Origin of the sequence: Variovorax sp. H27-G14, assembly GCF_046156345.1 — a bacterium.
Classification (GTDB): Bacteria; Pseudomonadota; Gammaproteobacteria; order Burkholderiales; family Burkholderiaceae_C; genus Variovorax.
Genome location: NZ_JAYLVN010000021.1, coordinates 85,857 through 111,838 on the forward strand (window position 1 = coordinate 85,857; position 25,982 = coordinate 111,838).

General features: G+C 68.3%; 26 protein-coding genes. 12 read left to right on the forward strand and 14 right to left on the reverse strand.

What is annotated here, in order from left to right:
* Positions 1-10: 10 nt before the first annotated feature.
* Entirely contained in the window at positions 11-205 is a 195-nt protein-coding gene (locus VLK31_RS31030) for a DUF1127 domain-containing protein (protein WP_409172330.1), read from the reverse strand.
* A 130-nt stretch (positions 206-335) separates the two neighbouring features.
* Here VLK31_RS31030 and VLK31_RS31035 point away from each other — a divergent pair, with 130 nt between their 5' ends.
* On the forward strand, positions 336-1,226 hold the full coding sequence (locus tag VLK31_RS31035) for a LysR family transcriptional regulator (RefSeq protein WP_409172331.1): 891 nt from the start codon (positions 336-338) through the stop codon (positions 1,224-1,226).
* Between the two features lie 24 nt (positions 1,227-1,250).
* On the opposite strand, the gene VLK31_RS31040 is transcribed toward VLK31_RS31035, so the two are convergent.
* The 3 genes from VLK31_RS31040 to VLK31_RS31050 form a co-directional block, all read right to left on the reverse strand.
* Positions 1,251-2,288 carry an aliphatic amidase gene (locus VLK31_RS31040; protein WP_409172332.1) on the reverse strand — a complete coding sequence of 346 codons (1,038 nt, stop codon included), beginning with the start codon at positions 2,286-2,288 and terminating at the stop codon, positions 1,251-1,253.
* Between the two features lie 178 nt (positions 2,289-2,466).
* Entirely contained in the window at positions 2,467-2,994 is a 528-nt protein-coding gene (locus VLK31_RS31045) for a hypothetical protein (protein WP_409172333.1), read from the reverse strand.
* Positions 2,991-3,965, reverse strand: coding sequence for a LysR family transcriptional regulator (locus VLK31_RS31050; protein WP_409172334.1), 975 nt, complete (start codon positions 3,963-3,965; stop codon positions 2,991-2,993). The genes VLK31_RS31045 and VLK31_RS31050 overlap by 4 nt, the downstream gene beginning before the upstream one ends.
* 95 nt (positions 3,966-4,060) lie before the next feature.
* Here VLK31_RS31050 and VLK31_RS31055 point away from each other — a divergent pair, with 95 nt between their 5' ends.
* The gene (locus VLK31_RS31055) at positions 4,061-5,062 is read left to right on the forward strand and encodes an NAD-dependent epimerase/dehydratase family protein (protein WP_409172335.1); all 1,002 of its coding nucleotides are present in this window, start codon (positions 4,061-4,063) and stop codon (positions 5,060-5,062) included.
* Between the two features lie 13 nt (positions 5,063-5,075).
* On the opposite strand, the gene VLK31_RS31060 is transcribed toward VLK31_RS31055, so the two are convergent.
* From VLK31_RS31060 to VLK31_RS31070, 3 genes are all read right to left on the reverse strand, one after another.
* Entirely contained in the window at positions 5,076-6,029 is a 954-nt protein-coding gene (locus VLK31_RS31060; protein ID WP_409172336.1) for a glutaminase, read from the reverse strand.
* 5 nt (positions 6,030-6,034) lie between these two features.
* Entirely contained in the window at positions 6,035-6,943 is a 909-nt protein-coding gene (locus tag VLK31_RS31065; protein WP_409172337.1) for a DMT family transporter, read from the reverse strand.
* A 74-nt stretch (positions 6,944-7,017) separates the two neighbouring features.
* Positions 7,018-7,971 carry a LysR family transcriptional regulator gene (locus tag VLK31_RS31070; RefSeq protein ID WP_409172338.1) on the reverse strand — a complete coding sequence of 318 codons (954 nt, stop codon included), beginning with the start codon at positions 7,969-7,971 and terminating at the stop codon, positions 7,018-7,020.
* Between the two features lie 111 nt (positions 7,972-8,082).
* Between VLK31_RS31070 and VLK31_RS31075 the strand changes: the two genes are divergently transcribed.
* The 5 genes from VLK31_RS31075 (at position 8,083) to VLK31_RS31095 (ending at position 12,245) form a co-directional block, all read left to right on the forward strand.
* Entirely contained in the window at positions 8,083-9,207 is a 1,125-nt protein-coding gene (locus VLK31_RS31075) for an aryl-sulfate sulfotransferase (RefSeq protein ID WP_409172339.1), read from the forward strand.
* A complete protein-coding gene (locus tag VLK31_RS31080) occupies positions 9,204-10,181 on the forward strand; it encodes an ABC transporter substrate-binding protein (RefSeq protein ID WP_409172340.1) in 978 nt (325 codons plus the stop codon). Before VLK31_RS31075 ends, VLK31_RS31080 begins: the two co-directional genes overlap by 4 nt.
* The gene (locus tag VLK31_RS31085) at positions 10,178-10,951 is read left to right on the forward strand and encodes an ABC transporter ATP-binding protein (RefSeq protein ID WP_409172341.1); all 774 of its coding nucleotides are present in this window, start codon (positions 10,178-10,180) and stop codon (positions 10,949-10,951) included. Before VLK31_RS31080 ends, VLK31_RS31085 begins: the two co-directional genes overlap by 4 nt.
* An 11-nt stretch (positions 10,952-10,962) precedes the next feature.
* Positions 10,963-11,766: an ABC transporter permease gene (locus VLK31_RS31090; RefSeq protein WP_409172342.1), complete on the forward strand. Its 804-nt coding sequence runs from the start codon at positions 10,963-10,965 to the stop codon at positions 11,764-11,766.
* Between the two features lie 146 nt (positions 11,767-11,912).
* The gene (locus tag VLK31_RS31095; RefSeq protein WP_409172343.1) at positions 11,913-12,245 is read left to right on the forward strand and encodes a DMT family transporter; all 333 of its coding nucleotides are present in this window, start codon (positions 11,913-11,915) and stop codon (positions 12,243-12,245) included.
* Positions 12,246-12,287: 42 nt separating this feature from the next.
* Here the strand turns inward: VLK31_RS31095 and VLK31_RS31100 are convergent, their stop codons facing one another.
* Complete coding sequence (locus tag VLK31_RS31100) at positions 12,288-12,797, reverse strand: flavin reductase family protein (protein ID WP_409172344.1); 510 nt, start codon at positions 12,795-12,797, stop codon at positions 12,288-12,290.
* A gap of 495 nt (positions 12,798-13,292) precedes the next feature.
* On the reverse strand, positions 13,293-14,522 hold the full coding sequence (locus VLK31_RS31105) for a nucleoside recognition domain-containing protein (RefSeq protein ID WP_409172345.1): 1,230 nt from the start codon (positions 14,520-14,522) through the stop codon (positions 13,293-13,295).
* 72 nt (positions 14,523-14,594) lie between these two features.
* Between VLK31_RS31105 and VLK31_RS31110 the strand changes: the two genes are divergently transcribed.
* From VLK31_RS31110 to VLK31_RS31130, 5 genes are all read left to right on the forward strand, one after another.
* A complete protein-coding gene (locus VLK31_RS31110; protein ID WP_409172346.1) occupies positions 14,595-16,178 on the forward strand; it encodes a phospholipase D family protein in 1,584 nt (527 codons plus the stop codon).
* Positions 16,179-16,289: 111 nt separating this feature from the next.
* Complete coding sequence (locus VLK31_RS31115; protein WP_409172347.1) at positions 16,290-17,864, forward strand: metallophosphoesterase; 1,575 nt, start codon at positions 16,290-16,292, stop codon at positions 17,862-17,864.
* Positions 17,865-17,878: 14 nt separating this feature from the next.
* Positions 17,879-19,246: a cytochrome-c peroxidase gene (locus VLK31_RS31120; protein ID WP_409172367.1), complete on the forward strand. Its 1,368-nt coding sequence runs from the start codon at positions 17,879-17,881 to the stop codon at positions 19,244-19,246.
* A gap of 88 nt (positions 19,247-19,334) precedes the next feature.
* On the forward strand, positions 19,335-20,501 hold the full coding sequence (locus VLK31_RS31125; protein ID WP_409172348.1) for an ABC transporter substrate-binding protein: 1,167 nt from the start codon (positions 19,335-19,337) through the stop codon (positions 20,499-20,501).
* A 97-nt stretch (positions 20,502-20,598) separates the two neighbouring features.
* Positions 20,599-20,976, forward strand: coding sequence for a hypothetical protein (locus tag VLK31_RS31130; protein WP_409172349.1), 378 nt, complete (start codon positions 20,599-20,601; stop codon positions 20,974-20,976).
* 49 nt (positions 20,977-21,025) lie between these two features.
* Here the strand turns inward: VLK31_RS31130 and VLK31_RS31135 are convergent, their stop codons facing one another.
* The 5 genes from VLK31_RS31135 to VLK31_RS31155 form a co-directional block, all read right to left on the reverse strand.
* Positions 21,026-21,760: an ABC transporter ATP-binding protein gene (locus tag VLK31_RS31135; RefSeq protein ID WP_409172350.1), complete on the reverse strand. Its 735-nt coding sequence runs from the start codon at positions 21,758-21,760 to the stop codon at positions 21,026-21,028.
* A complete protein-coding gene (locus tag VLK31_RS31140; RefSeq protein ID WP_409172351.1) occupies positions 21,753-22,520 on the reverse strand; it encodes an ABC transporter ATP-binding protein in 768 nt (255 codons plus the stop codon). The genes VLK31_RS31135 and VLK31_RS31140 overlap by 8 nt, the downstream gene beginning before the upstream one ends.
* The gene (locus VLK31_RS31145) at positions 22,520-23,482 is read right to left on the reverse strand and encodes a branched-chain amino acid ABC transporter permease (RefSeq protein WP_409172352.1); all 963 of its coding nucleotides are present in this window, start codon (positions 23,480-23,482) and stop codon (positions 22,520-22,522) included. The genes VLK31_RS31140 and VLK31_RS31145 overlap by 1 nt, the downstream gene beginning before the upstream one ends.
* Positions 23,483-23,792: 310 nt before the next feature.
* Positions 23,793-24,653 carry a branched-chain amino acid ABC transporter permease gene (locus tag VLK31_RS31150; RefSeq protein ID WP_409172353.1) on the reverse strand — a complete coding sequence of 287 codons (861 nt, stop codon included), beginning with the start codon at positions 24,651-24,653 and terminating at the stop codon, positions 23,793-23,795.
* Positions 24,654-24,705: 52 nt separating this feature from the next.
* The gene (locus VLK31_RS31155) at positions 24,706-25,944 is read right to left on the reverse strand and encodes an ABC transporter substrate-binding protein (RefSeq protein WP_409172354.1); all 1,239 of its coding nucleotides are present in this window, start codon (positions 25,942-25,944) and stop codon (positions 24,706-24,708) included.
* Between the last annotated feature and the right edge of the window lie 38 nt (positions 25,945-25,982).

Sequence of the window (25,982 nt, forward strand, 5' to 3'; positions counted from 1 at the left end):
TGCGCCGCGTTCAGTGGCGGTGGCGGTCGAGCAGCGCGGGCACTTCGCTGCGCCCGATGCCCAGGTCGCGCAGCTCGTGGTCGCTCATGCCGCGCAGGTGGCGCAGGTCGGCACGCGCACGGTGCTCGCTCACCACGCGGCGGCGCCAGCCCCGCAGGGCATGGATCAGGCGTTGATGAAAAGACGATGGCTTCGGCGCGGTCACGATGGGCTCCTTGGTTGGGAGCGCCCATCTTCTGGCGGCCGGTGCTATTGTGGAAGTTGAGAATGCTGACACCCTCGATCAGCTTTGCTGATACATAACCACAACCCCCACCTTCGGCTCCCGCCACACCATGCGACAGCTCAACCTCGACCAACTGCGCACCCTCATCGCCATTGCCGACCTGGGCACCTTCTCCGCCGCGGCCAAGGCGCTGCACCTCGCGCAGCCGACCGTGAGCCTGCACATCAGCGAGCTCGAGTCGCGGCTGGACACGCCGCTGGTGGTGCGCGGCAACCGCCGCGTCACGCCCACGGCGGCCGGCGCAGTGCTGGTGGAGCGCGGGCGCAAGCTGCTGCGCGACACCGACGACGCGGTCGATGCCGTCAAGCGCCAGACCGAAGGCCGCACCGGCCGCGTGCGGCTGGGTGCCTCCACCGGCGTGGTGGTCGACCTGCTGCCCCAGGTGCTCGAGGTGCTGGGCGAAGGCCATGCGGGCATCGACGTCGAGGTGAGCATCCTGGGCTCATACGAAACGATGGCGCGGCTGGCCGCGGGCACGCTCGACATCGGGCTGGTGGCCATGCCGCAGCCGCCGCTGCGCGACATCGTGGTCACGCCGTGGCGCGAGCAGCCGATGATGGCTTTCGTGCCGCGCCGCTGGAAGGCACCCAAGCGCGTGACGCCGGCGTGGCTGGCCACGCAGCCGCTCATCTTCAACGACGCCACCACGCACATGTACCGGCTGGCCATGGCGTGGTTTGCCGCGGCGGGCTTCGCGCCGCGGGCACGCATCGAGCTCAACTACGACGCCGCCATTCGCAGCCTGGTGGCCGCGGGCTATGGTGCCGCGCTGCTGCCCTTGCACCAGACCAAGGACGCGGCCATCGACGAGCGCGTGCAGGTGCTGCCACTGCTGCCCCGGCTCACGCGGTGGCAGGGCATTGCGCACCGGCAGCACGCCGCGCTCGACGGCGCCACGCAGAGCGTGCTGAAGGTGCTGACCACGTTCCGCCAGCGCTGATGCGTGCGCGTGGGTCGATGCCGGTCAGCGGTCGTTGACAGTGCCGTTCGGAAGGCCTTCTATCGGGCACTCGGGCGTGCCGATGGTGCTGCGCGTGAAGGCCTCCACCTGGTCGCGCGCGGCCTCGGGGTCCTTGATCCACTGCGCATAGAAGTCGAACGGGCAGGCCGCCAGGCCCTTGTCGCCATCGCCCGAGTTCACGACGCCGGTGTAGCCGCGGTGCAGCAGCTTGAACAGGTGGTTCTGCGACTGGCCGTTCTTGCGCGCATCGCGAATCAGGCCCATCGACAGCTCGGCGTAGTTGATGCCCATTTCTTCCTCGCCGCACTCGCCCAGCGTGCGCCCGTCGAAGCCGATCAGCGCCGAGTGGCCGAAGTACGAGTACACGCCGTCGAAGCCCGCCGCGTTGGCCACCGCCACGTAGGTGTTGTTCATGAAGGCCATGGCCTTGGACACCAGAATCTGCTGCTCCTTGGCCGGGTACATGTAGCCCTGGCAGCGCACGATGAGCTCGGCGCCGCGCATGGCGCAGTCGCGCCAGATCTCGGGGTAGTTGCCGTCGTCGCAGACGATGAGGCTGATCTTCATGCCCTTGGGGCCGTCGCTCACGTAGGTGCGGTCGCCCGGGTACCAGCCTTCGATGGGCGTCCACGGCATGATCTTGCGGTACTTCTGCACGATCTCGCCCTGGTTGTTCATGAGGATCAGCGTGTTGTACGGCGCCTTGCGCGGGTGCTCCTCGTGGCGCTCGCCGGTCAGCGAAAACACGCCCCACACGTTGGCACGGCGGCAGGCGTCGGCAAAGATGGCGGTCTCCTCGCCCGGCACCGTGGCGGCGGTGTCGTACATCTCCTGGGTGTCGTACATGATCCCGTGCGTCGAGTACTCCGGGAAGATCACCAGGTCCATGCCCGGCAGGCCGCGCTTCATGCCGACCAGCATCTCGCCGATCTTGCGGGCGTTGTCCAGCACCTGCGCCTTGGTGTGCAGGCGCGGCATCTTGTAGTTGACGACCGCGACGCCCACGCAATCGTTGCTGCTCGAAATATCACCGTGTCGCATGACGCTGCTCCTGAAGAGGGGTTGAGAAAAATGAAAACAAAAAAGCCCGGGCCGGTGTTCAACCGATTCGGGCTTGTTTGTCTATCGGATGGCGAGCAACGGGTGGGTGTCGTCGGAGCCGATTCTTCTCAACGCAGCGCGGGCTGCACATACGTCATTTCGCTGATTGCGGCGGGGCCTACTTGGGCCGTGCGTAGTCCGATTCGATCCATGCGGAAGCGCTGCTCGCCGTGAGCCTGAACCCTGGCGACACGCTCACGCTGCCGAGTTCCGCGTCGTCTGCATCGTCGTGCGCGGTGAGCGTGGCGGAGGGGTTGTCTTCGTCGGGCACGATGGCCAGCGTCACGCGAATGCGCTGGTCGTTGCGCGCGGTGACGGTCACGCTCTTGTTCAGCGTGGCGTGCAGATGCTGCTCGTGGCGGCGAATGATTTCGGCCGCGGTCTTCACCAGCGTGGAGAAGGCGGGGCCGTCCAGCGGCTTGGGGTTCTTCTTGTCGCGGCCCATGGTCCAGGGGCCGACGAGCGCGGGCTCGGGGTCGCCCTGGCGGGTCATCTCGACGGCCCAGCCGTCGTCTTCCTCGTTCTTGATGACGCGGGCGGTCCACAGGCCGTCGCGCCAGAGGCGGGCCTCGCGCAGGGGAAGGGCGTCGGCGTCGGCCGGGTCGTGGATGTCGCTGGTGTCGCTGGTGTTTTTGAGGTCGTTCATTCGGTGGCTTGTGTTCTTGCGCGGGCCATTTTCCCCCGAGGCGCGGGCACCTGCTGCGCGCCAACGTACTGTTGCAGTCCGTCGACCAGCGCATCGAAGGCGGCGCGGCAGCGCGGGCTGTGGCGCAGGTCCTCGTGCATGGTGACCCAGGTGTCCAACTTCAGCGAGAAAGCGCGCGGCATCAGGTGCACCAGCCCCTCGCCGCGCCGGGCCAGGCCCAACTGGCACACGCCGATGCCCGCGCCGGCGCGGATCAGCGCGAGCTGGGCCAGGTCGCTGTCGGTGCGCAGCGAGAAGGCGTCGCGGGTGTAGCCCGGCAGGGCCTTGCCTGCAGTGCGCATGTCAACCGCCTTCACCGCATTGCGCACGAAGGCCGAAGGCTGGTCGTAGCCGATCACCGCATGCGCGGCCAGTTCGTCCAGCTTGCGCGGCGTGCCGTGGCGCGCCAGGTAGTCGCGGTGCGCATGAAAGCCCAGCGCGATGTTGCCGATGCGGCGCGCCAACAGTTGCTCCTGCTTCGGGCGCACCATGCGCACCGCAATGTCGGCCTCGCGGCGCAACAGGTCTTGCACGCGGTTGGTCAGCACCAGCTCGACCTTCAGCGCCGGGTGCGCCTCGCGCAGCCGCGCCACGATGGGCGGCAGCACCTCCACGCCGATCACCTCGCTGGCCGACACCCGCACCACGCCGCGCACCCCCTCGCCCTGGCTGCTGGCCGCGCGCACCAGCGAAGCCGCCGTGCTTTCCATGGCCTCCGCGTGGGTGCGCAGCGCCAGTGCCACCTCGGTGGGCAGCAGGCCGACCTGCGAACGTGTGAAGAGCACCACGCCCAGCGCCGCTTCCAGCGCGGCCACATGGCGCCCGGCCGTGGGTTGGGTGATGCCCAGCGCACGCGCCGCACCAGAGAGAGAACCCTCGCGCAGCACGCCGAGGAAGGAGCGGTACAGCTCCCAGCCGATGTTCAGAGTCATACAGAAATGTATAGCTGCTGGTGCATGTTCGGCAATTCCAATGCAACCGGCATTTGCCCAGAATTCGTCCATCAACAACTGTTCTGGAGAATTCGATGGCACGCAACGACACGGTTCTGGTTCTGGGCGCAACCGGCGGCATCGGCGGCGAAGTCGCCCGCCAACTGCGCAACGCGGGGTGGGCGGTGCGCGCGCTGAAACGCGGTGGCGCGGAAGGCGAAACGACGAAGGACGGCATCACCTGGCTGGCCGGCGACGCGATGGACGCGCAGGCCGTGCGGCAGGCCGCCAGGGGCTGCGCGGTCATCGTGCATGCGGTCAACCCGCCGGGCTACCGCCGCTGGTCGGAGCTGGTGCTGCCGATGCTGGACAACACCATCGCCGCCGCCAAGGCCGCGGGCGCGACCATCGTGCTGCCCGGCACGGTCTACAACTTCGGCCCCGACGCCTTCCCGCTGCTGACGGAAGACTCACCGCAGCACCCGGCAACGCGCAAGGGCGCGATCCGCGTCGAGATGGAGCGGCGGCTGCAGGACGCCAGCCGCCAAGGTGCCCGCGTGCTGATCGTGCGCGCCGGCGACTTCTTCGGGCCGACGGCGGGCAACAACTGGTTCTCGCAAGGGCTGGTGAAGCCGGGGCAGCCCGTCAAGACCGTGAGCTACCCGGGCCAGGCGGGCGTCGGCCACCAGTGGTCGTACCTGCCCGACGTGGCCCGCACCATGGTCGAGCTGCTGGCCCGGCGCGCGCAACTGGAGCCCTTCGCGCGCTTTCACATGGCGGGCCACTGGGACGACGATGGCACGCGCATGAGCGGCGCCATCCGCCGGGTGGTGGCGCGGCACGCGCAGGGCACTGGCGCCGCGGTGCGCGTGTCGGCCTTCCCGTGGTGGCTGCTGGCGCTGGCCTCGCCCTTCGTCGCGACCTTTCGCGAAATGCGCGAGATGCGCTACCTCTGGCAAACGCCCGTGGGCATGGACAACGCGAAGCTGGTGGCCTTTCTGGGCCGCGAGCCGCACACGCCGCTCGATGAAGCGGTGGAGGCCGCGCTCGGCGGCATGGGCTGCCTGGCCACGGCGCCGGTGGCCGCCACGGCCTGATCCGTCGAGGCGTTCAGAACACCGACAGCCCCGTGCGCGCCACGAACATCTCCAGCGCCTTCATGCCCAGCAGCGAATTGCCGGTGGCGTCGAGCGCGGGTGACCACACGCACAGCGTGAGCGTGTCGGGCACCACCGCCACGATGCCGCCGCCCACGCCGCTCTTGCAGGGCAGGCCGATGGAAAAGGCCACGTCGCCGGCCGCGTCGTAGGTGCCGCAGGTGAGCATCAGCGCGTTGATGCGCCGCGTTTGCCGCTCGCCGGTGACCTCGGGCTCGCCGTCTTTCGGGTGGGCGCCGTCGCGGCACAGGAAGGCCGCGGCGCGCGCCAGCTGGCGGCAGCTCATGCGCAGCGAGCACTGGTGAAAGTAGGTGTCGAGCACGGTGGCGACGTCGTTGTCGATCTTGCCGAAGCTCTTCATGAAGTTGGCCAGCGCGATGTTGCGAAAGCCGGTGTCGGCCTCCGACTGCGCCACCTCGTCGTCGAAGCCGATGGGCTCACCGCACAGGCTGGCCATGAGCGCGAGGATGTCGGCCTTGGGGTTGCCACTACCGCCCCCGCTGGCCGCGGCCTGGCTCACCAGCCGGTCGGCCACCGCGATGGCGCCGGCATTGATGAACGGGTTGCGCGGCTTGCCCTGCTCGTTCTCCAGCTGCACCAGCGAGTTGAACGGGTTGCCCGAAGGCTCGCGGCCAATGCGCTCCCACAGCGCGTCGCCCATGCGCTGCATGGCCAGCGTGAGCGTGAAAAGCTTCGAGACACTCTGGATGGAAAAGGGCGTCTGGCAGTCGCCCGCCCCGGCCTCTTCGCCTGCGCAGGTGCGTAGCGCAATGCCGAACTGGCGGGCATCGACGCGCGCCAGCGCCGGGATGTAGCTGGCCACGGTGCCGCCCTGGCCGAGCTGCGGGCGCAGGGTGGCGACGATCTCGTCGAGCACCGGCTGAAATTTCACTGTCGTCTGGGTCATCGGGTTCATGCCGTGCGTTGTACCGCGGGCCGCCGGTTCACCAGCACGATGCCCAGTGCCACGCCCACCAGCGCCACCACCAGTTGCGCCGTGAGCGGCTCCTTCAGCAGCACCACGCCGCACACCAGCGCGAACACCGGCGTGAGAAAGGTGAAGGACGACATCTGCGTGGCCGGGTAGTGCCGCAGCAGCCACATCCAGGTGAGGTAGCTGGCGAAGGCGCCAATCACCGTTTGCAGGCCGATCGATCCCCAGGCCGCCGCCGAGTAGGCAAAGCCCCAGTGCTCGCCCAGTACCAGCGACAGCAGCGGGCACACCGCCGCAGTTACCGCCACTTGGTAGAACAGCGTTTTTTCGGCGCTGGCCGTGGCCAGGCGCGTGGTGCGCAGCGTGAGCGTGGTCAGGCCCCACAGCATGCCGGCGCCCAGGCCCATGGCGTCGCCGATGAGCTGCGACGAACTCATGTGGCCGAAGCCCTCGCTGAACGCCAGCACCACGCCCGCGAACGCGATGAACAGCCCCAGCCACTGGAAGCCGCGCAGCCGCTCGGCCGGCACCCAGCGCGGCAGCAGCAGCGACACCCAGAAGGGCGCCGTGTACAGAAACACCGTGAGCCGCGAGGCGCTGGTGTGCTGCAGCCCCAGGTAGATGCCGGCGAACTCGCCCGAGAACAACAGGCCGGCCAGCAGCCCGGGCCACAGCGTGCCGTCGCGCGTGAACAGCGGCACGCCGCGCACCACGCACCACAGCCACAGCAAGAAGGTGGCGCCGACCATGCGGATCGAGGCCTGCCACATCGGCGGTACCTCGGCCACGGTGGTCTTGATGAGGATCTGCTGCAGCCCCCAGAAGGCGCAGCAGGCAATGAGCAGGCCGATGGCGAGGCTGTCGAGGTGGGTCTTGCGCTGGATCATTTCGGGTCGGTGGGTTGCGGCGCGGGGCCGCCGGATTCATCCGATGATCGTATCGCGCCGGGCGCTTTTCAGGGTCACTGCGCGAAGGCGTTCAGCGCCGGCAGCGGCGCGCGCTGCTCGAAGCGCTTCTCGATGGCCAGCAGCGCCGCCTCCAGAAACTGCAGGAACATGCCCATGGCCACCGCCGTGGTCTGGCCCGCGCGCTGGTACAGGCAGCTGAACGAGCGCGCGCCCGCGTCGGCCAGGCCGGTCCACACCAGCGTGCCGCGCGCCACGTCTTCCGCCACGTTCTCCGGAATGAGAAAGCCGATGCCCGTGCCGCCGGCCACCAGCCGGCGCACCATGGCCACCGAGCTGGTTTCCACCAGCGGGCGCACCTTGCGGTGCTCGCGATGGTCGATCTGGTCGACCATGGCGCGCAGCTCGGTGTCGGGCGTCATGAGAATCAGCGGGTGGTCCAGGCAGTCGCGCAGCCGCGGCAGCTTGCCGATGGCCGTGAGCGGATGGCCCGGCGGCGTGACCAGCCCCAGGTGCTGCGGGAACGCGCGGATTTCTTCCACGCCGGGCGGCGGCTTGCGGCGCAGGCAGAAGCCGATGTCCGACTCGCCGTTGGCCACCCACTTCAAAATGTTCTCGCCGCTGCCCGAGCGCACGCTGTAGGTCACGCCGGGGTAGTGCTTCATGGCGGCCTCGATCACCTCGGGCACCAGCTGCTCGGCCGACGAGTGCGAAACCGCCAGATTGATGTGCCCGCGGCGCAGCGAGCGCAGGTCTTCCACCTGGGCCATGGCGTTGTCGAAGTCGCGCTGGCCGCGCCGCACGGCCGCCACCATGATCTCGCCCGCCGTGGTGAGCTGCATGCCGCGCGGCAGCCGGTCGAACAGCGGCGTGCCCACCTGCTCCTCGAGGTTGAGCACCTGCTGGTGCACGGCAGCCGCCGTGAGGTGCAGGGTTTCGGCCGCCTTGCGCACCGAGCCGCGGCGGGCCACTTCGTCGAAACAGCGAAAGGTCTGGGAGATGGCGCGCATGGCGGGGGAGTGTATGGAATTTCTATACGCACCGTACAAAACAAACAGATTTTCCTGACGGGGGATGCGGCCTACATTCGCGCCATTCTTCAATCTCCCGAGGTTTGCCCCGTGACCACCACCGTCGACCAGATCACCCAGCGCCGCCGCGGCACCGGCTTGATTGCCCACGACCCGGCGCTCAGCGCCGGCGGCTACACCCTGATTGCGCCGCAGACCGACGACGGCAACGTCTACCTGGTCGACATCGAAGGCCGCGTCGTGCACCAGTGGAAGATGCCGGTGCGCCCGGGCCGCGCGGCCGTGATCCTGCCCAACGGCAACCTGGGCTACAACGGCAACCACGCCGACTCGCCCGAGCTCTACGGTGCCTGGTCGCTGTGGCACGGCGGCGATTTCTACGAGGCCACGCCCGAGGGCGAGATCGTCTGGCGCTTTCAGGACCCGACGCACCACCACGACGCCCGCTGGCTCGACAACGGCCACCTGCTGTACACCGGCTGCGCGCCGGTCCCGGCCGGCTTTGCGCAGCGCGTGCCCGGCGGCACGGCCCACGGCCCCGACGAGCCGATGTACGCAGACGTGATCCGCGAGGTCGACCGCGACGGCAAGCTGGTGTGGGAATGGAAGGCCTGGGAGCACCTGGCGCCGGAAGACTTTCCCATTCACCCCGGTTTCGGGCGCAGCCACTGGCCGCTGGTGAACGGGCTGGACGTGACGCGCGAGGGCCTGGTGCTGATGAGCCTGCGCACCACCTCGGGCATCGTGGGCGTGGACAAGGCCACGGGCAACGTGCGACTGCACATACCGCCGGCGGTACTGTCGCACCAGCACGCGCCGGTGGCGCTGGCCAACGGCAACATTCTTGCTTTCGACAACGGCAACTTCCGCACCGGCAAGCATGTGGCGTTCTCTCGCGTTCTCGAAATCGACCCGGCCTCCCACGAGGTCGTGTGGCAGTACGCGGACGAACTGGTCAATGCCTTCTACACGGCCTACATGGGCAGCGCGCAGCGCCTGCCCAACGGCAACACGCATGTCACCGAGTCGGCCACGGGGCGCCTGTTCGAGGTCACGCCGGGCGGCGAGGTGGTGTGGGAGTACGTGATTCCCTGGTTCGCCGAATACCCGGACGAGGCCGCGCGCAAGTACGTGCCCGGCCGGCAGAACAGCGTGTTCCAGACCTTCCGCTACACGGCGGCGCAACTTCCCTGGCTCAAGGCTTCCGCATCATGATGACTCCCACCCTTCGCCATAGCGCGCTTGCGCTGGCCCTGGCCGCCCTGGCTGCCGTGGTGCCCCCCGGGGCGCACGCGGCCGACGCGCCCCAGCCCGTGCGCATTCTGAGCAACTGGTTCGCCCAGCCCGACCAGGCCGGCTACTGGCAGGCCCAGCAGGACAAGCTGGGCAAGGAGGCCGGCATCGAGATCAGCGTGCTGCAGGGCGGCCCGAAGATCCAGACCATTCCGCAGGTGGCCTCCGGCCAGGCCGAGTTCGGCATCGGCAATGCCGACGACGTGCTGCTGGCCCGCCTGCGCGGCGCGCCGGTACGGGCGGTCTTCGCGCACCTGGACTACGTGCCCTACACGCTGGTCTACCACGCCGACCCGGGTGTGAAGTCCATCGCCGACCTGCAGGGCCGCACCTTCGCGGTGAACCTGGGCAACGCCTACTGGGAGTGGACGAAGAAGCAGTACAAGCTCACCGGCACGCGCGAGATTCCGGTGAGCGGCGACCTGAGCCTGTTCCGCAACGACCCGAAGATGGTGCAGCAGGGCTACTCACTGTTTCTGCCCGCGCGCATGGCCGCGGCCGGCGTGCCGGTGCAGCAGATCACGCTGGCCTCGCTGGGCTACCGGCCTTACGACGTGCTGTTCACCACCGACGACATGATCCGCAAGAACCCCGCGCTGGTGAAGGCCACCCTTGCCGCGGTGCAGAAGGGCTGGGCCAACTACGTGCGCAACCCCTCGGGGCTGAAGCCGCTGATCACCGGCATGAACAAGCAGATGACGCCGGAGCTCTATGACGCGGCCAACAAGGAAATGATCGAGACGTTGATCTCGCACGACCTGGGCCGCATCGGCTGCATGAGCGACGCGCGCTGGAGCGAGCTGGCCGGCCAATTGCACAGCGTGAATTTTCTGCCGGCCAACTTCGATGCGAAGCAGGGCTATGACCGCACCCTGGTGCCGGGTTGCAACCCATGAGCGGCCAAGGCGCGGCCTTGGGCCTGCACGGCGTTTCCAAGCGATTCGACTCGGGCCTGCAGGCGCTGGGCACGGTCGACCTTGCGCTGCGCCCGGGCGAGTTCGTCTCCATCGTCGGGCCTTCGGGCTGCGGCAAATCGACGCTGCTGCGCGTCATGGCGGGGCTTGTTGCGCCCAGCACCGGGCGCTGCACGCGGCCCGAGGGCACCGGGTGCGCCTTCGTATTCCAGGAGGCCGCGCTGCTGCCGTGGCGCACCGTGGAGCGCAACGCGCAACTGCTGATGGAGCTCGAAGGCCATGCGCCCCAGAGCTACCGCGCCCGCGCGGCCGAGGCGCTGAAGCTGGTGGGGCTCGCGGGGTTCGAGAAGGCGTACCCGCACGAGCTGTCGGGCGGCATGCGCATGCGGCTGTCGCTGGCCCGCGCGCTGGCCCTGCGGCCCGGGCTGCTGCTGCTCGACGAGCCGCTGGCGGCGGTCGACGAACTGACGCGCGACGTGCTGCAGGAGGAGCTGTCGTCGCTGTGGCAGCAGGCCGGCTTCACCGGCGTGCTGGTGACGCACAACGTGCACGAGGCGGTCTACCTGTCGAACCGGGTGGTGGTGATGTCGCCGCGGCCGGGGCGCATTCTGGACGTGATCGACGTGCCGTTTGCATTTCCGCGCGCGCCCGAGCTGCGTGCCAGCGCGGGCTTTGCCGCGCTCACGGGGCAGGTGACGGCGGTGCTGCGTGCGCAGCACCCTGGGCAGGCCGTGGCACAGGCCACGGCTTGAGGGGGCGCGCCATGGCAACGAATTCACTTTCTTCTTCAGCCGCCGCCGCGGTGCGCAATGCCGCGCCGGTGCTTGTGGTGGCGCTGCTCGCCATCGGGCTCTGGTGGCTGCTGAGCGCCACCGTCTACCAGGGCAAGGGCTACCTGCTGCCGTCGCCGCCGGAAGTGGCGGCCGCCACCGCCGAGAACGCCGGCGTGCTGGTGGGCGCGACCTTGTCCACGCTGAAAGAGGCGCTGCTGGGCTATGCGCTGGCCATCGTGCTCGGCATTGCCGGCGCGGCGGTGCTGGCGCAGTCGCGGCTGCTGGAGCGCAGCCTGTACCCCTACGCGGTGTTGCTGCAAACGGTGCCGGTGGTGGCGATCGCGCCGCTCATCGTGCTCTGGTTTGGCTACAACGAGCTGTCGGTGGTGATCGTGAGCTTCATCATGTCGCTGTTCCCCATCATCAACAACACGATGCTGGGCTTGCGTTCGACCTCGCGCAACCTTGCGGAGCTGTTTGCGCTGCACCGTGCCAGCGGCCTGGTGGCGTTCTGGAAGCTGCGCCTGCCCGGCGCGCTGCCGCACATCTTTGCGGGGCTGCGCATCTCGGCGGGGCTGTCGGTGATCGGCGCCATCGTGGGCGAGTTCATCATCGGCTCGGGCAATGCAGAAGGCGGGCTGGGCGTGCAGATCGTGTTCGCGCAGGGGCGCATGTACACGGCGCTGCTGTTCGCCGAGGTGATCGCGGCGACGCTGCTGGGCTTTGTGTTCTTTCTGGTGGTGAGCGCGGTCGGGCGGCGGCTGCTGCGGCATTGGCACGAGTCGGCGCTGTAGGGTGCCGGGCTTGACCGTGACGGTCGAGGGCCGCGCGTGCGGACTTGGCACGTGAAGCCGTTAGCATCCGGCCCATCGTTTCCGGGTACCGCTTCCCATGGCTCGGCTCTGCATCCGGTACAGGTGCGGAGCCCGAGAGGTATTCAATGGGCCCGTACACGTTCTCCTGGCTGCTGCTTGCGGCCAGCGTTGCCGCGGAAGTTGCAGGAACCATCGCGCTTCGGTACGCCGACGGGTTCACGCGCCTTGTTCCGTCGCTGGTGGTCGCAGGCTCGTATGCGGCTGCAATCTGGCTGATGTCGATCTCGGTCAGGCAGCTGGAAGTGGGCCTGGCCTATGCGGTCTGGGCCGGTTGCGGCACCGCGGTGATCGCGCTGCTCGGCATCGTCTGGTTCGGCGAATCGATGACGGTCTTGCGGATGGCGGGTGTCGCCCTGATCGTGAGCGGGGTCGTGGTGCTCAACCTCGACGCGCGCTAGGCCCGCCGCGCGCAGCACGGCCCGCACCCGTGACTGCGAAGACTACAAGGGGTGTTCGGTGTAGAAGCGCCCGCCGTGGAACAGCAGCGGCGAGGCGCCGCCGTCGTGGGTGCAGCGTTCCACCTCGCCCACGAAGATGACGTGGTCGCCTTCGTCGTAGCGGCTGCGGTTGAAGCACTCGAAGCTTGCCGCGGCGCCGGCCAGTACGGGCGCGCCGCCCAGGCCTTCGGTGTAGGCGACGTCGGCCCAGCGGTCGATGTTCTTGGCGGCGAAGCGTTCGGCCAGTGCCTTCTGGTTGGCCGCCAAAATGTTCACGGTGTAGTGCGAGCCGGTGCTCAGCGCGGGCATGGAGCCGGCGGCGCGGGCCAGGCTCCAGAGCACCAGGGGCGGTGCGAGCGACACCGAGTTGAAGGAGTTGGCGGTGAGGCCGACCAGCGTGCCGTCTGCCGCGCGCGCGGTGACGACGGTGACGCCGGTGGCGAACATGCCGAGCGCTTCACGAAACTCGTCGGGCGAAAAGGAGGGCGGCTGGGCCTGGCGGGGAGTGGTCACGGAGGAGGGCAGCAAGGGCTTGGAGGGCAGAAGGCCATTTTGGCTCAGCGACCGGGGGGCTGCTTGGCGGGGCTCATCAACTCGGTCGACCAGCCGGGGATAGGCAGCGACCGCAGGGAGAGGGTACGCGCTCCTTTGGGTTGTTCTTGTAAGGCGCTTGCTCGTGGCTGCGTTGTTCAGGGCGCGCGCACAGGCCGCCGGGTACTCCCCTCCGCGAATGTCCCCCGCTTCGCTCCTCCTTTATTTCGCTGCGGGGAGTACCCGACGCCCTGTGCACCAGGGCACGCTCTGGGTGCTCGCCGATCAACGGCTGCTCTGAGCAACGCCCCTGCTGTCGGTGTGCGGCTGATCAACCGGTGCTCTGGAACACGCTCACGCCGATGGGGTGCCTTGCGCAGCGAAATAAAGGAGGAGGGCGAAGCCCGGGGGACATTCGCGGAGCAAGGTACCCCGTCGGCGTGGGCGCGTCCTGACCGGACCCTTGAACAAAAAACCTCAGCCAAAGAACCAGTAGCAAACAGCCACAGCAGCAATCACCCCAGCCAACTCGGCCAACAGCGCACAAGCCACCGCATGCCGCGCCCGCTGTATGCCGACAGCCCCGAAGTACACCGCCAGCACGTAGAACGTAGTCTCGGTGCTCCCCTGAATGGTGGCCGCCACCAGCGCGGGGAAACTGTCGACGCCCTGGGTCTTCATCGTCTCGATCAGCATCGCGCGCGCCGCGCTGCCCGAAAAAGGCTTCACCAGCGCCGTCGGCATGGCGTCGACAAAGCGTGCGTCGAAACCGCCCGCCGTCACCAGCCAACGCAGCCCGCCCAGCACGAAGTCCAGCGCGCCCGAGGCACGCAACACCCCTACGGCGCACAGCATCGCCACCAGGTACGGCAACAGACTCTTCGCAATGTCAAAGCCCTCCTTCGCCCCTTCGATAAAACACTCGTACACCTTGATGCGCCGGATCGCACCGGCCAGTAGGAATAGCAGGATCACGCCGAACAGCGTCAGGTTGCCCAGCAACGACGACAGCGACGCAATGGCCGCCGCCGACAGCGTGCCCAGCAACGCCATGAAGCCGCCCAGCAGCAACGCACCCGGCACCAGGTAGGCCAGCACCACCGGGTCCCACAGCCGCAGACGCTGCACCAGCGCCACCGTGAGCAGCCCTACCAGCGTCGATGCGCTCGTGGCCAGCAGGATCGGCAGGAACACCAGCGTCGGGTCGCCCGCGCCCTGCTGCGCGCGGTACATGAAGATGGTCACTGGCAGCAAGGTCAGCGACGAAGCGTTGAGCACCAGAAACAGGATCTGCGCGTTGGTGGCGCTCACCGGGTCGGGGTTGAGCCGCTGCAGCTCGCGCATGGCCTTCAGGCCGATGGGCGTGGCCGCGTTGTCCAGGCCCAGCGCATTGGCCGCAAAGTTCAGCGTGATGAGCCCCAGCGCCGGGTGCCCGGCGGGCACGCCCGGCATCAGGCGCTGGAACAGCGGGCCCAGCACCCGCGCGAGCCAGCCGACCAGCCCCGCGGCCTCGGCGATGCGCAAGAAGCCCAGCCACAGCGTGAGCGTGCCGAACAGCAGCACCATCACCTCCACGGCAAGGCGCGCCATGGCGAACAGGCTTTCGATGATGGCCGCGAACACCGTCGGGTCGCCGCCGATGAGCCAGCGCCCCAGCGCGGCCAGCGCCGCCATTGCGAAGAAACCCAGCCACAAGCCGTTGAGCACGCTTCTTTTCCCTTTTTCGGTGCGCGATCATAGGCCGCGCAATCCCGCCCGCCGCGAGCTACAGTTCGCTCCATGCGCGCCGCCACCCTCCGTCGAATTGCCGCCCTGGCGCTGGGCACTGCCGCCCTCTGGCTCGCGGGCTGTGCCAGCCTGCCACCGCCGCCGCCACAAGCGCCGCCCACGCTGGCATTCACCGATGTGGCACAGACCGAACTGGCACAGCTCGCCGCCAAGGGCGCCCCTGGCGGCTCCACCACGCTGTCGGGCTTTCGCCTGCTGCCCGAGGCGGCGTTTGCGTTCGACGCGCGCATCTCGCTCGCGCGGCACGCGGAGAAGTCGCTCGACGTGCAGTACTACCTGATCCAGAACGACGACGTCGGCCTGCTGTTTCTGAAGGAACTGCGCGAGGCTGCTGCGCGCGGCGTGCGCGTGCGCCTGCTGGTGGACGACCTGTACACCGCCGGCGAGGACGAGCTTTTCAGCGCGCTGTCGGCGTTCCCCAACGTCGAGGTGCGCCTGTTCAACCCGCTGCCCTCGCGCGCCAACTCGCTCACCACGCGGCTTTTGATGTCGCTGACCGACTTCGGGCGCATCAACCACCGCATGCACAACAAGATGCTGCTGGCCGACAACAGCTTTGCGGTCACGGGCGGGCGCAACATTGCCAACGAGTACTTCATGCGCAGCACGGCGGCGAATTTCATCGACATGGACGTCATCTCCAGCGGCCCGGTGGTGCGCGAAATGTCGGCCGGCTTCGACCGCTACTGGAACAGCGCGCACGTGCGCCCCATGGAGAACGTGGCGCCGCTGCGCACCACGCGCGAGGCCGCGCAGCGCCGCTTCGACGAGATCGCGCGCACCGCGGTGCCCGACGTGGCCATGCGCCCGCGCGACATCCTGAACAAGTCGCCGGTGGGCGAGCAACTGCTCACGGGCGCCATCGACCGCTACTGGGCGCCGTTCATCTTCTTCGTGGACGACCCGGACAAGATCACGCGCTCGCCCGAGCGGGCCTTTGAGGGCAGCGTGACCGAGGGCGCGCTGGGCGTGATCGATTCCGCGCGGCGCGACGTCAAGATCGCGTCGCCCTATTTCATTCCCGGCCCGCGCGGCATGGCGCAGATGAAGCGCGGCGTGGCGCACGGCACGCACATCACCGTGGTCACCAACTCGCTGGGCGCCACCGACGAGCCGCTGGCCTACGCGGGCTACGAGCGCTACCGCGCCGACATGCTGAAGATCGGCGTGAACATCTTCGAGATTGCGCCCGTGCTGACCGGGCGCTCGGGCCAGTTCGGCGACTTCGGCACCACGACGAGCCGGCTGCACGCCAAGCTGGCGATCGTGGACGACGAGCGCTTCTTCGTCGGCTCCATGAACCTGGACCACCGCTCGGCGGCGGTCAACACCGAGGTTGGCCTGGTGATCGACAGCCCCGAGCTCGTGCGTGACTACGACAAGCTCATGCGCACCACCGGGCGCGTGAACATCGGCTACCGGCTGCGCCTGGGGCCCGACGGGCGGCGTGTGCAGTGGCTGGAATACGACGACGCCGGCGGCGACATCGTTCACGAGGACGAGCCGGGCGAGTTTCTCTGGCTGCGGTTCAAGAACTGGCTGCTGCTGCCCATCGTGGGCGAAGAGCTGCTGTAGCCTCTTCGCGCTTCGCGCCTGCTGCCTGCCGTCTGCCGTCTGTAATAGGGCTTGCACATTCCCCCTCTAGATTGCGTCGTCCCACGACACAACAAACAGAGGGAGTTTCAGATGAACGCCATGTTCGACACGCCGCGAGCCCTGCCTGATCTGCGGCGCCTGCGATGGCTTGCCGCTGTCGCCGGACTGGCATCCGCCGCCTTGCTGCAGGGCTGCAACGGCGGCGACAGCGGCCAGACGGTCGTGCTGGGGCCGCCCGTCAGCACCCCGGCCCCCCCACCCGCCCCGGCCCCTGCCCCGCAGCCGGATGCCGCCTCGGCCGACGGCAACCTGCAAGCCACGTGGGTCGAGATCGGTGACGCCAACGCGGCCATCGCGCGCGTCATCACCAGCTACGTTGCACCGGCGGCCGACCTTGCCGCGGACGCCAATGCGGCGTGTCCGCAGCTTTCGGTGGACGGCAAGGTCACGCGCATGACCTTGCGTGTCGGCGCCGGCACCATGGCGCAGCGCACCACCGCCAGCGACCCGGCCGACTCCAAGCCTTCCGACTTTCCCGTGTCGACCTGCGAGGCCGTGCTGCCCGCCGGTGCAAAGCAGGCCACCGTCGCCAGCCGCACGCTGCCGCTGCCCAAGGCCGAGCCCCAGCGCGTGCTGGTGCTGGCCGACACGGGCTGCCGCATGAAGAAGGCGGACAACGCCTTTCAGCCCTGCAACGACAGCACCGTGTGGCCGTTTGCGCCCATCGCCGCCACGGGCGCCGGCTTTGCGCCCGACCTGGTGCTGCACATCGGTGACTACCACTACCGCGAGAACGCCTGCCCGGGCGACATCGCCGGCTGCAAGGGCAGCCCGTGGGGCTACGGCTGGGACACCTGGCAGGCCGACTTCTTCAAGCCCGCCGCGCCGCTGCTGGCCAAGGCGCCGTGGGTTCTGGTGCGCGGCAACCACGAGGAGTGCGCGCGGGCCGGTCAGGGCTGGGCGCGCTTTCTTGATCCGCGCCCCTATGCCGACAAGCGCTCGTGCAACGAGCCCGCCAACGACAGTGCCGGCAACTATGCCGACCCCTACGCGGTGGCGCTGGGCAGCGGCTCGCAGGTCATCGTCTTCGACTCGGCCAAGGCTGGCAAGGTGGCGCTGAAGACCGACGATGCGCAGTTCATCGCCTACCAAAAGCAGTTTCAGGCCGTGACTACGCTGGCCGCCAAGCCGGGCATGACGACGACGATCTTCACCAACCACCATCCGATCCTGGCCTTTGCGCCCATTGCCGGCGCCAACCCCGCGCCGGGCAACCTGGCGCTGCAGTCGGTGATGACCAGCGTGAACGCCACGGCCTACTACCCGCCCGGCGTGCAGGTGGCGCTGCACGGCCATGTGCACGACTTCCAGGCGCTGAACTTCTCGAGCGACCACCCCGCCACCATCGTCACCGGCAACGGCGGCGACAACCTCGACGTGGCGCTGCCCGACCCATTGCCCGGCGGTGCCACCCCCGCGCCGGGCGTGACGATCGAGCGCATCACGCACCACAACAGCTTCGGCTTCATGCTGATGGAGCGCAAGGCTGCGCCCGGCGTGGGCTGGAACTTCAAGGCCTACACGGTGGCCGGCAAGCTGCTGGCCACCTGCGCGCAGACGGGCAGGGCGCTCAGTTGCGACAAGACCGGCTTCCTGACGCCGTGAGCACGACGGCGACCGTGACCGCGGCGGCACGGCGCCGGGGCCTGGCCGGCGCGGGCCTGGCGCTGGTGGCCGCGTGCGCGGGCGCGGGCTGGGTCGGCGCCAGCATGGCCGGGCCCGATGCCCGCAGCGCGGACATCAACCCGGGCGGGCCGCCGAGCCGGGTCATCGAGCGCATCGGCAGCACGCCGAAGGTCGCCTCGCGCATCGACCCCACCGAGGCCACCTTCCGGCCAAACCCGGCGCTGGCCGCGCTGGGCAAGCGGATCTTCTTCGACACCCGGCTGTCGCAGCCGCAGGGCCTGTCGTGCGCGGGGTGCCACGATCCGCTGCGTGCCTTCACGTCGACGCTGAATGCACACTCGCTCGGCGGCTCGCACCCGCCACTCGGCGGCCCACACACCCCGCAGGGCAGCCGAGCGGGCCACTTCAGCGCGCGCACCGCGCCGTCGCTGCTGTACGTGCGCTACGTGCCGCGGCGCCACTTCTACCAGGACGACGACGCGCCCTTCGCCTCGCCGTTCGGTGGTCTGTTTGCCGACGGCCGCGCCGACACGCTGGCCGAGCAGGTGCGCGGCCCGCTGTTCGACCCCGACGAGATGAACAACGCGTCACCGCAAAGCCTGCTGCGCAAGCTGCGCGCCACCGACCTTGCGCCCGCGCTGTCGCTGGCCTTCGGCCCCCAGGCGCTGAGCGACCCGCAGCGCGCGGTGCAGGGCATCGGGCTGGCACTGCAGGCCTACCTGCAGAGCGACGAGATGGCGCCCTTCAGCTCGCGCTTCGACGATTACCTGCGTCACCGCACGCCGCTGAGCCCGCGGGAGACGCGCGGCCTGGTGCTGTTCAAGAACCCGGACAAGGGCAACTGCATGTCGTGCCACACCTTGTCCGACACAGCGAGCCGGCCGGAGCGGTCGCTGTTCACCGACTTCGGGTACGACGCCATCGCGGTGCCGCGCAACCCCGGTCTTGCGGCCAACCGCAACCCGCGCCACTTCGACAACGGCCTGTGCCGCACGGCCGCGCAACTGCACTGGCCCGAGCCCGGGCAATGGTGCGGCTACTTCCGCACGCCGGGTCTGCGCAACGTGGCGGTGCGCCAGAGCTTCATGCACAACGGCGTGTTCACCACGCTGCGCGACGCCGTGGCCTTCTACGCCACGCGCTCGACCGACCCGGCAACCTGGTACCACGGCAAGACGGTTTTCGACGACGTGCCGGCGGCCTACCGCGCCAACATCAACGTCAACTCCACGCCCATGAACCGGCGCCCGGGCACGGTGCCCGCACTGAGCGACGAGGAGATCGACGAAATCAGCGCCTTCCTGGGCACCCTGACCGACGCTCGCCATGTGGCGGCGATGCCGAAGCCGGGCGCGAAGTAGCTGCTGCTGTCATCGCCAAAGCGGGCCAGTGCGTTACATTTCTCGAAGAAATGTGAACGTTTGTGACAGCATTCTGGAGACTTGGAACATGACCGATCCTGTGCAGCGCGATTCGATTGCGCCGCTTTCCACCAGCCGCCGCCGTGCGCTGACCGGCCTGGCCGCCACCGCGGCAACCGCCGCCGCGGGCCTGGGGCTGCCGGCCTTCGCGCAGAACCGCGCGGTGCGCATTGGCACCACCTTCGACAACAGCAGCGTGGAGAAGGCCAACGGGCAGGGGCTGTTTCAGGGGTCCAGCGCGTTCTTTGCCGCGCTGAACAAGGCCGGGGGCATCAACGGCACCAAGGTCGAGCTGGTGATGGCCGACGACACCTTCAAGCCCGACGTGGCCAAGGCCAACGCACTGGCCTTCGAGAAAGACAGCGCCGTGCTGGCGCTGCTGCACCCGCTGGGCACACGCCAGACGGCCGAGGTGATGGACGCAGTGCCCGGCATGGCCGTGGTGGGCCCCATCACCGGCACCATCGCGCTGCGCAAGAAGGCCTCGCCCAATACCTTCTGGGTGCGCGCCAACTACGACCAGGAAGTCGACAAGCTCGTGAGCACGGCCGCGGTGCTGGGCCAGAGCCGCATCGGCCTCGTGCATTCGGAAGATCCGCTGGGCCAGTCGGTGCTGGCGGCCTTCAAGAACGCGCTGGCCAAGGCCAAGCTGGAGCCCGCGGTCATTGCGACCACGCCCAACACCACCAGCATGGAGGTGGGCCCCGCGGCCGCCGCCATTGCCAAGGCCAAGCCCCAGGTGGTGGTGGTCGGGCTGGCCGGCACGGCGCCGGTGTTTCTGAAGGCGCTGCGCGCGGCGGGCAACAGCAGCTCGGCCTACGGCCTGTCGATCACGGCCAGCGCGCTGTCGGCCATGGGCGACCTGGCCAAGGGCCTGGGCTTCGTGATCGTGGTGCCGTCGCCGTACTCGACCAAGTTCGAAATCGTGCGCCGCTATCAGGCCGACATGGTGGCCAGCGGCGTGAAGGACTTTTCCCTCACCAGCCTGGAGGGCTACCTGAACGCGGCCGTGCTGGCCGAAGGCATGCGCCGCGCCGGTGGCTCGCTCACGCGCGCGTCGGTGATGTCGGGGCTGGCCAGCATCGAGAACTTCGACCTGGGCGGCGTGAAGATCAACTACGGCCGCACGAACCGCGAAGGCGGTCAGTTCGTGGACGTGGCGGTGATCGGCAGCCGCGGGCAGATGCTGAGCTGAGCCTGCGCTCCCCCTGCGCTACCTTGGGGAGCGTCTGCGGCTACCTGGCTGAAGGCCCTGGTCGGCGGCAAAGGGTGCGCCGGTACAGTGCACGCCCATGGACCTCGACTTCCCGCTGTTCAACGGCCTGATTCTTCTCGGCTTCGCGGCCTGCGCGGCGCTGGCCCTGGCCACCTTTTTGCCGTGGCAGCGGGCCGTTTCGCAAGGCCGCATCGGCGCGCCGGGCGCGACCTTCGGTTATGCGCTGTGCGTTGCCGCGGTGCCGGTGGTCGTGTGGTGGGGCATTCAGACCTTTCTGGACCACCTGCCCACCAACGAGCCGTCGTTCTGGACGCACCTGGCGGACATCAGCGTGGCCTTCATCCTCTTCGGATGCCTGTGGATCTCCTGGGCCGTGGCCTTCGTTGTCTCGGGCCTGGCCGCGTGGCGCTTCGTTGTGTGCGCGAGGCGCCTGCGCCTGCAAACCCAGGCCTGAGAACAGGCCTGAGAACAGGCTTAAAACCAGGCTTGAGACCGGGGCCGTTTCAGCCGGCCACGTCCTCTGGTGCGACTTCAGCAATCCCCACGCCCAGCAGCCCTTCGAGCAGGCCCTTGTCGGCCGCCAGCTGCGCGCTCGGCCCGGCGTGCACCACGGTGCCGCGCTCCAGCACGATGGCCTTGTGCGTCATCTCCAGCGCCAACACCGGGTGCTGTTCCACCACGATAGAGGCCAGGCCTTCCGATTCGCACAGCCGACGGATGGCCGCGGCCAGCTCTTCCACGATGATCGGCGCGAGGCCTTCCATCGGCTCGTCGAGCAGCAGCAGCCGGGGGTTGGTCATCAGTGCGCGGCCGATGGCCAGCATCTGCTGCTCGCCGCCCGAGAGCTGGTTGCCGTAGTTGCCGCGCCGCTCGCGCAGGCGCGGAAAGAACTGGTACACGCGCTGCAGGTTCCATGCACCGGCGCGCGCGATGACGGTGAGGTTTTCTTCCACCGTGAGCGAAGGGAACACCTCGCGCTCCTGCGGCACCCAGCCCAGCCCCGCGCGCACGCGCTGGTGCGAGGGCCAGCGCGTGATGTCCGCGCCCTGCCAGCGAATGGCGCCCTGCATCACGCGGGTGTTGCCCATGAGCGTTTCCAGCAGCGTGGTCTTGCCCACGCCGTTGCGCCCGAGGATGGCAAGGCTCTCGCCCTGCTGCAGGGAGAAGTCGAGCCGGTCGAGCACCACGGCGTTGCCGTAGCCGGCGGTGACGCGGTCGAAAGTGAGTGCTTCAGCCATGGCGGTGTGAACTTCCCAGGTAGACCTCGCGCACCCGCGGGTCGGCGCCGATGTCGGCGGGCGTGCCCTCGGTGAGGATGCGTCCGCCCACCAGCACCGAGATGCGGCGCGAAAAGCGAAAGACGAGCTTCATGTCGTGTTCGATGAACAGCACGCTGATGTCGGCAGGCAGCGCCGCAATGGCCTCGAAGAGTTCGCCGCTCTCGTCTTCCGGCACGCCGGCAGCGGGTTCGTCGAGCAGCAGGATGCGGGGCTTGGCCGCCAGCGCCAGCGCGATCTCCAGCAGGCGCTGCTTGCCGTAGGGCAGTTCGGCCACTGGCACGTCGGCCAGGCTGTCGAGCCGCAGCGTGCCCAGCAGCGCATGCGCCTCGTCGAACACCGCCGTGCAGCCCGTGAGCGGCCGCCACCAAGTGGCGCCCAGCCCTTCGCGCTCGCTGATCGCCAGCACCACCGACAACAGCGGCGTGAGGCTGGGGAACAGCGTGTTGATTTGAAAGGTGCGTGCCAGGCCCATGCGTGCGCGCTTGTCGCAGGACAGGCGCGTGATGTCTTGATCGCCCATGTGAATCGAACCGCTGGTGGGCTTGAACACGCCCGTGAGCAGGTTGATGAGCGTGGTCTTGCCCGCGCCGTTGGGCCCGATCAGCGCCTGCCGCGCGCCGGGCTCGAGCGACAGATTGACCTCGCTCACGGCTTGGAAGGCGCCGAAGCGGATGCCCAGGTTCTGCGTGCGCAGGGTGTGGGTGCTTGGGCTGCTCATCATCGCGCCTTGCCCATGCGAACGAAGCGCGACAGCGCCCCCATGATGCCGCCCCGTCCCAGCATGACGGCCGCAATCAGGAAGATGCCAAGCCAGAACATCCAGTACTGCGGGTTCATGTCGGCGAAGCCGTCGTGCACCAGCATGTAGACGATGGCGCCGATCATTCCGCCGTACAGCCGCCCGGTGCCACCGAGCACGAGGATGATGAGCACTTCGGCCGAGCGGTTGAAGCCGATCGATTCGATGCCGACGAACTGCGTGGTCTGCGCCAGCAGCGCGCCGGCCACGCCGGCCACTGCGGCCGAGAAGGCATAGGCCATGCGCAGGCGTGCTTCCACAGGCGAGCCGATGGCGAGCATGCGTTTGCGGCTGTCGTGGATGCCGCGCAGCGTGAGGCCGAAAGGTGAGCGCAGCACGAGGCGCACGAGCAAAAACATGGCCAGCACGACGCCGAAGGCATAGCAGAAGGCGGTTTTGCCGTAGAGGTCGAAGTCGAAGAAGCCGAGCACGGGCGCGATGACCACGCCTTGCAGGCCGTCGGTGCCGCCGGTGATGCCCGACAGCCGGTTGGCGACTTCGAACAGCAGCACGCACACGCCGATGGTGATCATGAGCCGCGTGAGGTCGGCGCCGCGCACCACGAGGTAGCTGAGCAGGTAGCCCAGCAGGCCGCTGACGACGAGTGCGAACACGAGTCCGGTGAAGGGTTCGCTCCAGCCGTATTTGGCTAGCAAACCTGCCGCGTAGGCACCGGCGCCGAAGAAGGCCGCATGGCCGACGGTGAGGATGCCGGCGTAGCCCAGGGCCATGTCGAGCGACACGGCGAAGAGGCCGAAGATCATGACCTGGCTCATCAATGTGAGCTTGTCTGGGAGCAGGAAGAAGCACGACGCCAGTGCCAGCCAGAAAGCTATTTCGGCGATGCGCAGTTGCTTGGGGGTCATGGTCACGGGCTTCATGATTTTTGGCCTTGTTGTCGTGTTGGACGCCATTTTTCAGGGCGCGTGCACAGGCCGCCGGGTACTCCCCTCCGCGAATGTCCCCCGGCTTCGCCTCCTCCTTTATTTCGCTGCGTGGAGCACCCGACGCCCTGTGCACCAGGGCACGCTCTGGGTGCTCGCGCGATCAACGACTGCTCCGAATAACGCTCAGGAGGGTGGGGTGCCTTGCGCAGCGAAATAAAGGAGGAGGGCGAAGCCCGGGGGACATTCGCGGAGCAAGGTACCCCGCCCTCGTGAGCGCGCCCTGAACGACGACGCACGACGCACATCACGCGACCCCCTTCTTCGCAACGATCCCGTTCGGCCGCACCAGCAGCATGACGATCATGAACACGTAGATGAGAAACGCACCGGCTTCAGGCCAGTAGTACTTGCCCGCCACGTCCACGATGCCAACCAGCAGCGCCGCAATGAACGGCCCGGTCACTGTGCCTGCACCGCCCACGCACACCACCATCAGAAAGTAGACCAGGTACTTGAGCGGAAACGACGGCTCCAGACCCAGCATGCCCAAGCTCAACGCACCACCCAGACCCGCCAGACCACACCCCAGCGAGAAGGTCAGAAAGAACAGGCGCTGCACATGAATGCCCGTGCCGCGCGCCACGCGCTGGTTGTCCACCGCCGCGCGCACCATCGCGCCGTAACGCGTCTTGCCCAGGCCCAGCAGCAATGCGACCAGCACCGCCACGCCGCAGACGATCAGAAACAGACGGTAGCGGCCCACCTCCAGCCCCAGCAACGACACCTGCCCTTCGAGGGCCGGCGGCAGCGTGAAGGGCTGCATCGTCGGGCCGAAGAAATAGGTGAAGGCCGCGATCGACACGAACACCACGCCAATCGACAACAGCACCTGGTCCAGCGGATGCGCACGGTACAGCCGCCGGTAGAACAGCCACTCCAGCACCGCGCCGACCACGGCCGCCGCCACGAAGGCGGCCGCCAGCGAAAGGCCGAAACCCAGGCCGAAGTGGTTCATCAGCACGCTGGCCGCATAGCCGCCCACCATCGCGAAACTGCCGTGCGCGAGGTTGACGAAATTCATGAGCCCCATCGTGATGGACAGGCCCACGCCAATGAGGAACAGGAGCATGCCGTAGGCCACTCCGTCGAAGATCACGATGCCCATGAATGTCCTGCGCGCTTGCGTACTTGGTGGCTGCCTGGCTGGCCGGAAAGGCTTACTTGGCGGCGGCCGCGGCTTCCTTGGCCGGGTCCTTCACGCGGTCGAACTTGTCGAACTCCACGTTCACCAGCTGGCCGTTCACACGCTCGGTCTTGCGGATGTACACGGTCTGCACGATGTCGCGCGTGGCGGGGTCGATCTCGATGGGGCCGCGCGGGCTCTCGAAGCTCAGGCCCTTCAGCGCGTCCATGAACTTGTCGCCGCTCACGTCGCCCTTGCTCTTGGCCAGCGCCAGGTCGATGGCGGCCATGGCGTCGTAGGCGGTCACGGCAAAGTAGCTCGGGCGCAGCTTGGTGCCGTTGTCGGCGGCAAAGTCTTTCACGAACTTCTGGTTCTTGGCCGAGGGGTGCGCGAACGAGTAGTGGTGGCTGGTGACCAGGCCCAGCGCCACGTCGCCGGTGGCGTCCAGGTAGCTGTCGTCGGTGGCTTCGCCGGTGGCGTAGAGCTTGATGCCGGCCTGCTCCATGCCGCGCTCTTTCCACACCTTCAGAAAGGCCGGTGGCATCACGCCCGAGGGGAAGAAGAAGAACACGGCCTGCGGCTTGGCGTCCTTGATGCGCTGCACGTAGGCCGAGAAGTCGGGGTTGTTCATGGGCGTGCGCACCTCGCCCGACACCTTGCCGCCGCCGGCGGTGAAGGTCTTCTTGAAGGCGGTCTCGGCATCCACGCCCGAGGCGTAGTCGGCCACCACGGTGTAGGCGTCCTTGATGCCTTCCTTGAGCATGTAGCGCGCCATCGGGTCGGTGACCTGCTGCACGGTGAACGACAGGCGCGCCACGTAAGGCGAGCTGGTGGTGATGGCCGAGGAGGCCGCGTTCATCACGATGGTCGGAATCTTGGCCTGCGTGGCGATGGCGCCCACGGCATAGGCGTTGGGGCTGAAGTCCAGGCCGGTGAGGATGCTCACCTTGTCTCGCACGATGAGCTCCTGCGCAATGCGCTTGGCGGCGTCGGGCGCGGGGCCGGCGGTGTCCTTCTTGATGATCTCCACGGTGCGCCCACCCACCTTGCCGCCGTGCTCCTTCAGGTAGAGCGCGATGCCGGCGTCGAACTGGCGGCCGTAGTCGGCGTAGGGGCCGGAGTAGGTGGCGATGAGGCCGATGCGCAGCGGCTCACCGGCGGCCTGGGCGGCCTGGGCCGTGGCGCCGAGCAGGCCGAAGCCGGCCAGCAGCAGGGTCGAGAGAACGGTTCTCTTGGTCATCGTCGTGAGCGTCATGGGCGTCAACTGCGTCATTTCAAAGGGCCTTTCAGGTGGAGTGGATGCGCCCCCTC